Here is a 13,241-nt window from a genome sequence, read left to right on the forward strand (position 1 = left end):
TGAGGCGGTCAGGCGAGGGTCGGGGAAGACCGCACGGCGGCGTCGAGGTCGTCGAGGAACGCCAGTGAGTCGAAGTTCCAGCACGATTCGATGAGTGTCTTGGCACCGTCGGCTCCGATGAGGGGCTCGACGAGTCCGCGGGCCTTGACCTCGAGGTCGGCGTCCGACATCGGGTTGGTGGGCTCGCCGTAGGGCTGCTCGACGCGGTGGCGGTACGTTGCGCCGTCCGCGGTGGTGACGGTGACCTCGGCCGGTCGCCCCGTCTTCGGGTAGGACGCGTCCGCCGCCTCGTCGAGCCGCACGATGATTTTGTCCATCAGGGACACGATCTGTGCGTCGTGGCGGGTCGGCTGCGCGAAGTCGGTCATCGTCACCGAGCCGCGCACCGCGGCGACGGCGACGGTGAACGGAAGGCTCAGTTGCGCCTGTAGCACGGTGTCGAGCACCCGGCCGGCATGGCGTGTGGCGATGGCGAACGTGCCCACCTCGATCGAGGCGATGGAGTCGGGATCGATGCCGTGTTCCTCGCGCAGCACCACCATCGCGTCGATCGCGCCGTGCAGGTGGCGGCAGCACGGGTAGGGCTTGACGTAGGTGCGCAGAAGCACCCACTCCTCCCCCAGTCCTCGCGTGACGGTGTCGGCGAACCAGTCCGTTCCTTCCTCGCCGGCGTAGGCGGCGAAGTAGCCGTCGCGGCCCTCGAGAATGGTGGTGGGCCCGGTCAGGCCGGCATCGGCGAGATCAGCGCTGGCGATACCGTCGCGTGCCGCCTTACCGGGGTGGAACCGCTTGATCTCTGCCGACCCACCGAGGAACTCGAAGACGCCGCTGGCGTGCGACCCCGCGATACCGAGTGCGTTCGCCACCCGGTCGACGTCGAGCTCGAGCAGAACCGCAACGGCCGCGGCCGCGCCGAAGACGCCGGCGACCGGCGTGTTGTGGAAGTGCCGGTTGCGGGTGGCCGGGTGGCCGGCGTCCGCGAGGCGGCAGGCCAGTTCCATGCCGATGGCCGCGGCGCGCAGTACCCGGGGCCCGTCGATTCCCCGTTCCTGGGCTACGGCGAAGACGGCGGGAAAGACAACGGAGGTCGGGTGCATCGATCCCGGGGTGTAGCCCTCGTCGGACTCGATGCCGTGTCCGTTGGTGCCGTTGAGCAGCGCGGCGCCCAGAGCGGAGGTCCGGCCGTGGCCGATCGCCGTTGACGTCGATCCGGAGTAGGACCGCGCGACATGGGTTCCGACGGCCCGCGAGACCTCGCCGACCGCGCTCGCGCTGACACCGGCTAGATGGTCGAGCAGCATCCGGCGGACGTGGTGATCGAGTGCGTCGGGCAGGTCGAGGGCACTCTGGCGCACGATCCACTCCGCGACGGTGCGGGTGAGGTTCTCGTGTGAGCTCATTCGTCTTCTCCGTTATCGGTTCGGTGGTCATCGTCTCGCCGAGGCGTGGAGACCGGCGGGCGTTTAGGTGGACGAGGTCCTGATCACACCGTCCAGCGCTGGTGACGCACGTTACACAGTCTATAGAATGTTGTCTACCGTCGATAGATCGCAGTTTTTTCGCGCCTGGAGACGTACTGTCAACACTCGATGGGGTAGAGACAACAGAACGCAGAACACAGAGAGGGAGGGTTCGGACATGAGTGTCAACAGTTCCGCCCCACCGGTCAGCCGGACGAAGTATGTGGTCGACCGCCTCAAGGAGGACGTCGCCAGCGGAACCATCAAGCCTGGCGAGCTGATCAAGCAGACGGTCCTGGCCAAGCGCTACGGGGTCAGCGCCACCCCTGTCCGAGAAGCCCTCCGCATGCTCGAGGCAGACGGCGTGGTGTCCTACGACGCTCACAAAGGGGCGTCCGTCCGAGAGATGACACCGGACACCGCCCGCGATCTGTACCGCCTGCGCGCAGCCGCAGAGCGGACCGCGGCAGAGATGGCCGTCGAGCGTATGACCCCCCGCGGACTCGATGCCATACGCGCTGCGCACGCCGAGCTTGCCGCTGCCCAGTCGAGCGGAACCAGTAGTCCCGCCGAGCTGTCGGTGCTCAACCGCGCCTTCCATTTCGCCATCTACCAGCAGACCTCGCCGCTGATCGTGCAGCACCTCGAACTGTTGTGGGCCCGCTTCACCCCGGGAACCACCGTCTGGCGACGCCCCACGGACGCGGCCGACCTCCAGCACGATCACGACGAGATCCTCGACGCCATCGAGCGCGGAGATGCCGAGACTGCAGGCCGCCTGACCGCGGAGCACGTCGCCCGGGCGAGCCGCATCCGGGAGAACGAACCGGATCTGCGCGCGGCAGGGCCCGACGAGAGGGAGAACTTCCCGAATGGCTGACACCCCGGCCGGTCACAATCGCTGCCCGGCCCGGGGACACACGAGTCGATGATCAAGTCGTGGTTCGTCATGTTGTGTGCCACCACGGCCCTCGTGCAGGCCGTCTACGCGGCGGTACGGGTGATGATCACCTACAAGGCGCTCGAACTCGGTGGCGACGCGACCACAGTGGGTGTCCTGACCGCCCTGTACTCCCTGATTCCACTCGTGGCGGCCATGCGTATCGGCCGAGCGGTGGACGGCCGACGAGCCGCGACGGTCCTTCGGATCGGTACCGCCGTCTCTCTCATCGCCGTCACGGTCGTCCTCGTCAGCTCGGGCATCGTCGTCCTCGCCATCGGGTGCATACTTCTCGGCTTCAGCCACATCCTGACGATGGTCGCCAGCCAGGGATACATCCCCGTGCGATCGGCACCGGAAGACTACGACCGGCGCTTCGGCGGACTCACCGTGTGGATCTCGGTGGGCCAGTCGATCGGCATCCCCATCGTGGGGTTCATCGCTTCCCGCAGTGAGGTCGGCCATGTCGACACCAGTGGCGCTCTAATCGCGATGCTAGGTGTCGCGGTCGTTGCATCGGCGTTGACCCTCGCGCCGTCGCTCAGCATCAGCGGCGCCTCCGTGCGCGCCCGCACCGTCCACGAGAAGCAGTCCACACGAACGATGTTGACCACCAAGGGGATGCGTCCCGCGGTCTTCTCCAGCCTCATTATTTTGACCTCGATGGACCTCATGACGGCCTACCTCCCGGTCTTCGGAGAACGACACGGATACAGCGTGGTGGTCGTCACCGTGATCCTCACCGCTCGGTCGGTCGCCGCCATCCTCTCTCGCACACTGCTCACCAGGCTGCTCCTCATCGCGCCGCGACACTGGTTACTGGTCTCCGGAAGCCTGTGCTCCGCCCTACCGATGATTCTCGTTCCGCTGCTACCGAATCCGTGGGTGGTGGGCGTCCTCATCTCCGTCGCCGGGTTCTTCTGGGGCCTGGCTCAACCGCTGACCATGACCTGGGTCGCCGGTCTGGTCAATCCCTCCAACCGTGCGTCCGCCCTGTCCTTGCGCCTGACCGGAAATCGTCTCGGTCAGGTGGTCATCCCGCTCGCAGCCGGAACCATCGCCGGAACTGCCGGAGCCGGAGCCGTCTTCGTGCTGACCGGTGGACTGCTCGCCGCTGCCGCAATCTCCACATGGAACACGCTCTTCCGCGCTCCCCCGACCTGACCCACCCCCACGCATTCCACGACACGAAGGAAGTGCCATGCCCCACGCCGTCATCTGCGAACCACTCCGAACCCCCGTCGGACGATTCGGCGGGACACTCCGCGACGTCGCCCCCGAGGACCTCGCCGCCACCGTCATCCGCGAGATCCTCTCTCGCACTGGTGTCCCCACCGACAGAGTCGATGACGTCATCCTCGGTCAAGCATCGCCGAACGGTGAAGCACCCGCGATCGGACGAATCGCCGCGCTGCAGGCCGGCCTCGGAATCGACGTCCCCGGGCAGCAGATCGACCGACGGTGCGGCTCCGGCCTACAAGCGATCATCAACGCCTGCATGCAGGTCGAGTCCGGCGCCAGCGATCTAATCCTGGCGGGCGGAGCGGAATCGATGAGCAACGCCGAGTTCTACGCCACCGGCATGCGCTGGGGCGTACGCGGCGAGAGCGTGGCGCTCTCCGACCGACTCGCCCGCGCCCGCGTCACCGCAGGCGGAGCCCACTTCCCGGTGCCGGGCGGCATGATCGAGACGGCAGAGAACCTGCGTGCGGAATTCGCCATCTCACGAGCCGACCAGGATGCACTCGCGGCCGATTCGCACCGCAAAGCAACCGCGGCGCAGAAGGACGGCGTCTTCGCCGAAGAGATCGTGCCCGTGTCAGTCACGGGCAAGCGGGGCGCGGTCACGGTCGTCGATACTGACGAGCACCCCCGCGCTGACACGACGGTCGATTCCTTGGCCACGCTGCGTCCCATCCGTCAGCGCGTCGATCCCGACTCGACGGTCACGGCCGGTAACGCCAGTGGACAGAACGACGGTGCGGCACTGTGCATCGTGACGACGGAAAAGGTCGCAGCCGAGCTCGGTCTGAGTCCCCTCGCGCGCCTCGCGTCGTGGGCTGTGGCCGGCGTACCGCCCCGAACCATGGGAATCGGACCGGTCCCGGCCACACAGCGGGCCCTGAAACGCCTCGATCTGACCCTCGACGACATGGGCGTCATCGAACTGAACGAGGCGTTCGCCGCTCAAGCTCTCGCGGTGCTCCGCACCTGGGACCTCGACCCGGCGGACGAGCGACTCAATCCACACGGCTCGGGGATCTCGCTCGGGCACCCGGTCGGGGCCACAGGGGCGCGCATTCTTACGACCCTGCTCCGGCAGATGGATCGTCAAGACAAGCGCTACGGACTCGAGACCATGTGTATCGGAGGGGGGCAGGGTCTTGCGGCCGTGTTTGAATCGGTCCGGTGAGCAGTCAGTTCAGCCGACATCCAGCGTCACGGTCATAGGCGTTTGCAGAACCGGAAACACATTCCAGCCCCTGCCGTCGATCTCTTCGAGTGGTTTTTCGAAACGATCAGCCCGCCGCTTCTGATGACCGGCGACCCTTCCGCTCCGGGCCGTGCTCAGGCGCTCGAACTGTATCTGCGCATGCTTGCTTTTTCCACAGGTGCCCGCCGCCCGGTTCATCGTCCGCCTGCTGGCAGCGGACTATCGACCGGACAGTCGAGGTGAGAGGTGGTCGTCCCCTGGGGTGGCGTCATGTCCGGTGCATGTGGTGTAGCAGGGCACGTCCGACTGCGGTGACGGTGGCGCGGTCGTGGGTGGTCCAGTCAAGCGGGCGAATTCGCACTCGGTGGCCAGGCATGTCGGTTCTGCATACAGGGGTCCAGTCGTTCGGGTGAACCCGCCATTGCGGTCGAGCGGACACAGCTGGATCACCGGAATTCAGACCGCGGCTCCGCCGCGACGTTCTCGGTGTCGATCGAACAGTGCCACCTTCGCCGACGCAGCGCACCTGCCGAATGCTGTTTGTGAATCGCCAGCATTTCACTTACTGTGACCGCAGCCACTCACGAGCAGGAGCTCATCGTGCATTCACGGTCATACCCAGCAGTTTCAGGTCGCGGTCTCGTCATCGTCGCCACCGTCCTCACCTCGATCGGGTCGGGGTTGATGGCGGCGCCCACGGCGACCGCCGCACCTGGTTCCGAGATTCCGATCGAGCCCACCGCCGCGGTCACGCTCCCACCGGAACTAGACCCGTTCTTCACTCCACCGGCCGGCATCGTCGCGGACGCCGAACCCGGCCAGGTCCTGCGAGCCCGCACGATCACACCGGCGGCCTTGAGCGTGGCGCCGATCAACGTCGAAGCGTGGCAGCTGCTCTACCGCACACAGGACACGCACGGTAACGCCATCGCGACCGTGACCACAGTTCTGCGGCCGCGGGGCGACGCCCCGCCGGGTGGGCGGAAGTTGCTCTCGTACCAGATCCAAGAGGACTCCACCGCCCAGTACTGCGCCCCGTCGTACGTGATCCAACACGGTTCCATACCGGCGGACTTCGTCAACTCGGGCGAGGCGTTGACAGCGATCTCGGCGGGAGTGTCGCAGGGATGGACGGTGGCCCTTCCGGACTACCAAGGGCCGAACTCCGCGTACGGCGCCCCCGTCATCGCAGGGAGAGCGACACTCGACGGTATCCGTGCGGTGGAAAGCTTCGAACCGGCTCAATTGAACGGGGCCCAGACACCGACCGCGCTCTGGGGGTATTCGGGCGGCACCATCCCCACCTCGTGGGTCGCGGAGAACGCGCACCTGTACGCCCCCGAACTCAACATCGTCGGAACTGCCAGTGGTGGGGTCGCGCTCGCGGACGGCGAGGAAACGTTGCGCCACAACACTGGTGGCGTGTGGGCCGGGTTGGTCTCGCCCACCCTCATCGGCATCGGCCGCGAATACCCGGAGGTGCAGCGCCTGCTCGACGCCCGCACGGACGACTTCGGTCGCGTGGTCAACACGGTCAAGAGCGCCCTGTGTCATCCCCAGGGCACCAACGTGTTCCCCGGGTACGACTATCTCGCCACGTACATCGGTGGAGAAGACCCGCTGCAGATCCCGGAAGTGAAAGCAGTCATCGCCGAAGTGACCCTCGGCCATCACGACCCGACCATGCCCGTGTTCATCTACCACGCCCAATACGACGAAATCATCCCGAGCGCGGGAACGGACCGTCTCGTCGACCAGTACTGCCGCAACGACGACGTCCGGGTCACCTACGTGCGGGAGCTGCTCGCCGAACACATCAGCGGATTCATCTCTTCGCTACCCACCGCGTTCACCTGGATACAACAACGCCTCAACGGGGTGCCCGCCCCCGAGGGTTGCAACATCACCTCGCCGACATCGACGCTCACCACCGACGGGGCACTTCAGACCATCGGCGACGTGCTCGGCGACATCGCGGGCGCAGCCGCGGGCCGGGCGATAGGAGTGGGCGCCGGCTCGTAGAATCGCCCCATGGTCGTCCCCGCTGCACGCTCCTACGGGGGACGATCCGCACACGCCCGGCGCCTCGAGCGCAGGGACAAACTCATCGACGCCGCGATCACCGTCTTCGCCACAACGGGCTACGCAGCGAGCTCGGTGTCCGAGATCTGCACCCACGCCAACCTGTCCACCAGGCAGTTCTACGCAGAATTCGCCGACCGTGAAGAGGTTCTGGGCGCGGCGTACGATCTGATCAACACCAACGCATCCGCTGTTGTCGCTGCGGCCGCCGCCGCGACAGTCGACGACCAGTTCGACATCCGTCTCCGGAAGATCGTCCACTCCTACCTTGCCGAGATCGTCCGAGATCCGCGACATGCGCGGATAGCGTTCGTCGAAGTCGTCGGAGTCAGTGCACCGATGGAGGCAAAGCGGCACGCACGAGTCGAGGCGTGGATCGAACTGCTGGATCTGGCGGCGGCGCCGGCGGTCGCTTCCGGCGAGCTTCCGTCGCGGAACTACAGGCTGGCGTGGATCGGGTACATCGGGGCCGTGAATGCCTTGGTGGCCCACCGAACCCTCAATTCACCGCACATTCCCATCGACGATCTCGTCGAGGAACTGGTGCGGACGGCGCGCAGCGGGGTGCTGCACTGAGCTTCCGTGCCGGAAGGGGGGTGTCGTGTAGTCGATCACGATCAGCTTGCACGCACCCTCGTGCCGAGAGTCCCAGACCGCCTGGACCCTCAGAGTGTGTGGCCTGATTCCGCCCAGGCGGTGATCGCAACGGCGCGGCGGCTGGTGGGCACCAAGATTAGATCGCCGTCGAAGGTGGAGATGACGAACACGGGGCACTGAGTGTTCGCCAGCGGCAGCGTGAGTCCCGCAACGATTCCGGTGGTGTCGAAGGCAATGGTTCCGTGGGTGTAGAAAGTCGATCGCTTCGGTATCGATGCCCGCGATGGTGAGTTCGGCTCTGTGCTGTTCTCGGCGCTGTGCGGTGTCCCATCCGACTGTGCTCAACAGGAGGTGTTGCGCCGGCGGCGTAGTCCGCGAGTCATCCTTACCGAGGGCTGATCGGTCGGCGTTCTGATCGACCTGGCGTTCACGCTCGGCGCGGTCTGCGAGCTCACGTCCGACGGCAGCGGCGACGACTGCTGTGTTCACGGTGTCACGCAGCGAGGTGAGATCGATGCCCTTGTCGGCGCGCAGCTGATCTTCGATGGTGACCGCTGCCCGGTCGGCGACCGGCGAGGTGTCCTTCCAGGTGTGCGCGACGCGGACGGCGTCGACGATCTGCGCATTCTCGGCGGTGGCCCACCATTGCCGGTCACTGGTGCGGCGCAGGAACGCTTCTGCCGATCGTTGTTCGGCGTTCAGCCGCCCGGCCAGGGCGCGTGTGCGTGCCTCCGACGCGGCGGCCGCGGTGTGGAGGTTCTGCTCGCGGCGTCGGGCGAGAGCTTCGGCGACCTGCATCGCGACCTGGACCGCGGTGCGCAGGACCATGCCTGTCTGGCGGGAGAGTTGTTCGTGTTCGTCGTCGGCCACGAGTGCTCCTCGGTTCAGGGGTTACGAGTGTCTTGGAGGTACGGGTGTCGTCAGGCGGGTGAGACGGGTGAGTCGGCGGTGTGGAGCGCCAGCAGTTCGGCGGGGATGGTGATGCTCGGAAGTGGGTGCACCTGCCGGTGGTCGGGGGTGCAGTCCTTGAAGGTGCCGTCCGGGGACAGCAGTCTCGACATGTGGTGATCGGCGTGGTCTTTCCACCACACGCTCATTCCGGTGGCGGGGTCGAGCCGTAGGTACTCCCATGCCCGCCAGAGTGCGTCGACTCGGGCGCGGGCTTCGGGGTGCAGGAACCAGCTCGGGCACCACCGCATCGCCGGGTGGTCGATGGTCTTGCGCCGGTACGCGGGTGCGAGGAAGTCGGCGAAGAAGCGGTACGCGTTCGGGTAGTACGGGCCCCGAGGCTCAGGGTCGGCGCGCTCCCCCGCCGTGCCTGGCTCGTCGTCGGTGTCACTGTCCTGCAGCTCGTTTCGAGCATCGTCGGCTGGTGATGCATCAGCCGACCAGGCTCCGTCCATGTCGGCGCCCGGGTCGAACTCGTCACTCACGAGGCCGCCGCCGTGTCCGGCCGCAGCACTGCAACTGGGTGTTTCTGCGGCTGTGGGAGCAGCGATGTCGCGTCCGCCGGATCAGGGTCGTCGGCGTTGGGATGCACGGCGGGGTCTTGGCCGGCGCGGACTTGGGCGTCGGCGACGGCGTCGGCGAACGGTCCGGTGTACCAGGGCATCGTCTCGATCAGTGCGGGTGGGCATTTCGCGGCGCGCAGGATCGCCCGCCCCGCCGGCATCGCCTCGAGAGCATCCGCGGGGAGGGTGCGGATCTTCTGCCGCTGCTGCGAACTCGACCGACCGGAGGAGTTCGTGGAACCGGTCTGGCTCATCTCCCAGTGATCACCGAGGGCGGCGGAGGTGTTCTCGAGGAGCCGGCCGTCGTCGGTGGACCCGCCGCCGCCGTACACGCGGATCGTCGACGCGCCCCACAGTTTCTTCATCCCACCCTGACCGAAGCACTCCTCCCCTTGGGACCAGGACTGCAGAATGGTGGTGACGGTGATGCCGCGGGAGCCGAAGTGGCTGTACAGGTTCGGCAGCTGCCGCCACCGCACGACGTTGGCGGCTTCGTCGAGGGCATACGTCGCCGGCATCCGCAGTCGCCCCGCCGGCACCGACCCCTCCGCGGGGGTGGCGGTGGCCTTGTCTACCAGGGCGTCGGTGACGGCGACGGTCAGCGCGGTGACCAGGGCGCCGCACTCATTGACGGCGTCCTCCATCGACAGGCAGAACAACGTGGGTGCGTCCTCGGCGGCGAACGCTCTCGAAAAACGTCGCACGGATCCGGCACGGCAGCGGTGCACCGCCACATCGGACCACGGTGAGTCCGCGCACGTCCGCACCTCCAACGGGTCGCGTTACGGGTCGTGTCACCGTCGTGTCATCGAGACTGAAAGCCCTGGTCAGAGCCACCGGGACCGGGGACCTTTACAGTCTGGATGAAAAGGTCGGTTCCGAATACTTGCTGGTCAGAGCGGTGCCGCCGTGTACTCCACGGACCTGCGGCACTTCATTCGGGCACACCCAGAACTGAAAAAGCGGTCATGCGAATCGCATAACCGCTGGTCAGGGTACGTTGTGGAGCCGCCTAAGAGAATCGAACTCTTGACCTTTTCATTACGAGAACGACGAGAGACGTTCATGCGGGTTCGCCTGAGGTTGTGAAACACCGCCTGAACTGCGGCAACCGTCCGAGCCGGTTCACAACGGTTCATGGCCGTTCGTACCGACATGTGTCACTGTCGTGGCATCGGGAGGAATGTCGAGCGGGTTCCCGAATCCTTGATCTCATGTACGAACCGCCGTGGATGGGCGGCGGTGCCGGTGAACGCCGACGGCGCCTCTCCCGGTTATCCCTTCGCGACGCGGCCTGCTTGGTGGTGTCGGGCAGTAGCGGGGCTTCCTGAAACACTCGGACGCTCTAATCTAAATGCGTGGCGGTGGATTGGACCCCCTTTGAATTGATGAGCCTTGCTCGCTCAGTGGGTGTCAGCCCGCCCCAAACGCCGTGGGGCTCCCTGGTGCGTAGTGCATGCTCAAGGCAATCCTGACGGACGGGACAAACCTGGCACAACTTCTTGGCATCCTGAGTGATCGCGTCCCGGTTGCTTCGCGACCCTTCGGGGTAGAACGTTTCCATGTCGTGCGGTTGACATGTGCTTCGATGCTGCCACTCCCAATGCTCCATTCGGGGTGCGGGCAGTCGGACAAGTGTTCTGCAGAATTGTTGAGTGTTGATCATGGGTTGCGACACTGGCGCGCCATGCTCCTTCGCGGTGGAAAACGCCCCTCAGAGGCAGCGGTCAGCGTTCATTGTGGCGTCGTCCGCAGTCGACGAGGCGGGAGGCTCACGCCGAGCGTTGCTCGTGCAAGGGTGCGTGACCATCAGACGTCGCCCACTCGATGAACTCTGATCATGTTCGTCAGACCCTCGGTGCCGGTGGGTACTCCTGCGATGATGACGATGACGTCACCGACGGTGCACAGGCCTCGGTCGATCAGTTCGCGATCGACTTGAGCGATGGTGGCGTCGGTGGTGTCGACATGATCGACAAGATACGGATCTGTACCCCAGCTCAGTGCAAGGCAGTTTCGTATGCTCACGTGAGGGGTGAAGCCCAGCAGGGGAGTTGAGGGGTGCAGGCGTGCCAACCGTTTGACCGTGTCGCCCGACTGCGTGCATGCCACCAGCGCTTTAGCTTGTAATCGTTCGGCGATGTCACGAGCTGCATAGGACACAACCCCTGAGCGTGTCCTGGGCATGTGGGCGAATGCGGACGCTCTCGCCGGGTCCGTCTCTGCGGCACGGACAATTCGTGCCATGGTGCGCACCGTTTGCACCGCGTGCTGCCCCACAGACGTCTCTCCCGACAACATCACGGCGTCTGCCCCGTCGAGGACGGCATTGGCGACGTCAGACGCCTCGGCGCGCGTGGGGCGCGCGTTGTCGATCATGGAGTCGAGCATCTGGGTAGCTACGATGACCGGCTTGGCGTTCTCACGGGCGAGTTCGATGGTGCGCTTCTGCGCCAAAGGTACGTCCTCTAGAGGGATCTCGACACCCAGGTCGCCGCGTGCGACCATCACCGCATCGAAGACGGCGACGATGGCCTCGATATCTGCGAGGGCCTCGGGTTTCTCGATCTTGGCAATCACCGGGATCCTGCGGCCCACGCGGTCCATCACGGCATGGACCTGGTCGATGTCTGACGCCCTTCGAACGAACGACAACGCGACCATGTCGACGCCGAGGGCCAGGACGAACTCCAGATCTCGAATGTCTTTGTTGGACATCGCAGGAACCGAGACATTCATTCCAGGAAGCGACAGCCCCTTGTTGTTACTGATGGGCCCGCCCTGGACGACACGGCACACCACATCGGGGCCTTCGACCTCCACGACACGCAGTTCCAACTTCCCGTCGTCGACGAGAACGGTGTCGCCGGGCCGAGCGTCGGCGGCGAGTTCCCGGTAGGTCGTCGACACCCGCCTGCTGGTGCCTACGATGTCGTCGACCGTGATGCGAACAATCTCCCCGGACGACCATGTCGTCGGCCCGTCCGCGAACCGACCCAGCCGAATCTTCGGTCCTTGGAGGTCGGCAAGGACAGCAACGGGGACGTCGCGGCGCTCGGCAGCGTCACGCACCATGAGGTAGCGAGCAGCATGCTCGGGATGATCACCATGGCTGAAATTCAGTCGTGCCACGTTCATTCCGCTGGCGATGAGTTCATCGATGATGCCGTCGGGATCCGTCGACGGACCCAGCGTGCAGACGATCTTCGTCTTCTGGGTGGGTCCGGTGTGAGAGGTACTGGTGCCGGAGACGGTGTCTAATCGGTCACTGAGGATGGTGCTCACGGTGTTTCCTTCCGGATGGTGCGCACCGCACCATCAACCTGCCGTGGTCGCGGACGACCGGGGCAAGTGGGTGCATGGTGGGCTCGCTGCGCGCAGCGCGCTTGTGGTGTAGCGGTTCGTTCGTACGGTTGTCTCTAGAGGGCTTTGAGTTCCTCGATGACGGCGTTGACCGACTTCTTCGCATCCCCGAAGAGCATCGACGTGCGATCCGCCGTGAACAGCGGATTGTCGATACCTGCGTACCCGGAGCTCATCGACCGCTTGAGCACGATCACCGACCGCGACTCGTCCACGTTCAGGATCGGCATCCCGTGGATCGGCGAACTCGGATCGTTGCGCGCCGCCGGGTTGGTGACGTCGTTCGCGCCGATGACCAGGGTGACATCGGTGCGGGAGAACTCCCCGTTGATGTCGTCCATCTCCTTCATCGCCTCGTACTCCACGTCCGCCTCGGCGAGCAGCACGTTCATGTGACCCGGCATGCGCCCGGCCACCGGATGGATCGCGTACTTCACCTCCACGCCCTTGGACTCGAGGATCGACGCCATGTCCTTGACCGCGTGCTGAGCCTGCGCGACCGCGAGACCGTAGCCAGGGACCACGATGACCTGCGAGGCGTACGCCATCTGGATCGCCGCATCCGCCGCCGAGGTGGACTTCACCGTGCCGCCGGCATCGTCCGGGCCACCGATCGCGGACGCGCCGCCGCCACCGAAGGACCCGAACACGATCGCCGGAATCGACCGGTTCATCGCCGTCGCCATCAGATTCGTGAGGATGGTGCCGGACGCGCCGACGATCATGCCCGCCACGATCATCGCGGTGTTGTTCAGCGCCAACCCCGCCGCCGCAGCCGACAGACCCGTCAACGCGTTCAGCAGCGAGATCACCACCGGCATGTCCGCGCCGCCGATGGGGAACACCACGAACAG

13 protein-coding genes and 1 tRNA gene are annotated in these 13,241 nt (G+C 65.7%); 5 read left to right on the plus strand and 9 right to left on the minus strand.

The annotated features are described in order from the left end of the window. Nucleotides 1-8: 8 nt before the first annotated feature. The gene (locus BR07_RS0117525; RefSeq protein WP_027506540.1) at nt 9-1,400 is read right to left on the minus strand and encodes an MmgE/PrpD family protein; all 1,392 of its coding nucleotides are present in this window, start codon (nt 1,398-1,400) and stop codon (nt 9-11) included. 238 nt (nt 1,401-1,638) lie between these two features. Between BR07_RS0117525 and BR07_RS0117530 the strand changes: the two genes are divergently transcribed. The 3 genes from BR07_RS0117530 to BR07_RS0117540 are packed head-to-tail and all read left to right on the plus strand — an operon-like array spanning nt 1,639 to nt 4,813. Continuing rightward, nucleotides 1,639-2,340, plus strand: a complete 702-nt coding sequence (locus BR07_RS0117530) for a GntR family transcriptional regulator (RefSeq protein WP_027506541.1) — start codon at nt 1,639-1,641, stop codon at nt 2,338-2,340. A gap of 51 nt (nt 2,341-2,391) precedes the next feature. After that, nucleotides 2,392-3,564 carry an MFS transporter gene (locus tag BR07_RS0117535; RefSeq protein WP_027506542.1) on the plus strand — a complete coding sequence of 391 codons (1,173 nt, stop codon included), beginning with the start codon at nt 2,392-2,394 and terminating at the stop codon, nt 3,562-3,564. Nucleotides 3,565-3,601: 37 nt separating this feature from the next. After that, nucleotides 3,602-4,813 carry an acetyl-CoA C-acetyltransferase gene (locus BR07_RS0117540; RefSeq protein ID WP_027506543.1) on the plus strand — a complete coding sequence of 404 codons (1,212 nt, stop codon included), beginning with the start codon at nt 3,602-3,604 and terminating at the stop codon, nt 4,811-4,813. A gap of 9 nt (nt 4,814-4,822) precedes the next feature. Here BR07_RS0117540 and BR07_RS27065 read toward each other — a convergent pair whose 3' ends face one another. Beyond that, on the minus strand, nt 4,823-5,032 hold the full coding sequence (locus BR07_RS27065) for a hypothetical protein (RefSeq protein WP_155957092.1): 210 nt from the start codon (nt 5,030-5,032) through the stop codon (nt 4,823-4,825). A gap of 402 nt (nt 5,033-5,434) precedes the next feature. Between BR07_RS27065 and BR07_RS25285 the strand changes: the two genes are divergently transcribed. Then, complete coding sequence (locus BR07_RS25285) at nt 5,435-6,856, plus strand: lipase family protein (RefSeq protein WP_231476421.1); 1,422 nt, start codon at nt 5,435-5,437, stop codon at nt 6,854-6,856. Nucleotides 6,857-6,865: 9 nt separating this feature from the next. After that, nucleotides 6,866-7,492: a TetR/AcrR family transcriptional regulator gene (locus BR07_RS0117550; protein ID WP_027506544.1), complete on the plus strand. Its 627-nt coding sequence runs from the start codon at nt 6,866-6,868 to the stop codon at nt 7,490-7,492. Here the strand turns inward: BR07_RS0117550 and BR07_RS27680 are convergent. From BR07_RS27680 to BR07_RS0117580, 7 genes are all read right to left on the minus strand, one after another. Continuing rightward, nucleotides 7,421-8,383: a hypothetical protein gene (locus BR07_RS27680; protein WP_027506545.1), complete on the minus strand. Its 963-nt coding sequence runs from the start codon at nt 8,381-8,383 to the stop codon at nt 7,421-7,423. The two genes, BR07_RS0117550 and BR07_RS27680, sit on opposite strands and share 72 nt — an antisense overlap. 50 nt (nt 8,384-8,433) lie before the next feature. Continuing rightward, a complete protein-coding gene (locus BR07_RS25290) occupies nt 8,434-8,946 on the minus strand; it encodes a DUF4913 domain-containing protein (RefSeq protein WP_231476422.1) in 513 nt (170 codons plus the stop codon). After that, nucleotides 8,943-9,728 carry a type IV secretory system conjugative DNA transfer family protein gene (locus tag BR07_RS25295; protein ID WP_155957093.1) on the minus strand — a complete coding sequence of 262 codons (786 nt, stop codon included), beginning with the start codon at nt 9,726-9,728 and terminating at the stop codon, nt 8,943-8,945. Before BR07_RS25295 ends, BR07_RS25290 begins: the two co-directional genes overlap by 4 nt. A gap of 299 nt (nt 9,729-10,027) precedes the next feature. After that, a tRNA-OTHER gene (locus tag BR07_RS27070) sits at nt 10,028-10,133 on the minus strand. A 236-nt stretch (nt 10,134-10,369) separates the two neighbouring features. Then, entirely contained in the window at nt 10,370-10,690 is a 321-nt protein-coding gene (locus BR07_RS27905; RefSeq protein WP_081821376.1) for a WhiB family transcriptional regulator, read from the minus strand. A gap of 143 nt (nt 10,691-10,833) precedes the next feature. After that, nucleotides 10,834-12,300: a pyruvate kinase gene (pyk, locus tag BR07_RS0117575; protein ID WP_051613540.1), complete on the minus strand. Its 1,467-nt coding sequence runs from the start codon at nt 12,298-12,300 to the stop codon at nt 10,834-10,836. A gap of 143 nt (nt 12,301-12,443) precedes the next feature. Beyond that, nucleotides 12,444-13,241 (minus strand): NAD(P)(+) transhydrogenase (Re/Si-specific) subunit beta (locus BR07_RS0117580; protein ID WP_027506549.1); only part of this gene is annotated, 798 nt, incomplete at its 5' end.

The organism is Rhodococcus sp. UNC23MFCrub1.1 (genome assembly GCF_000686025.1).
Taxonomy (GTDB): Bacteria; Actinomycetota; Actinomycetes; order Mycobacteriales; family Mycobacteriaceae; genus Rhodococcoides.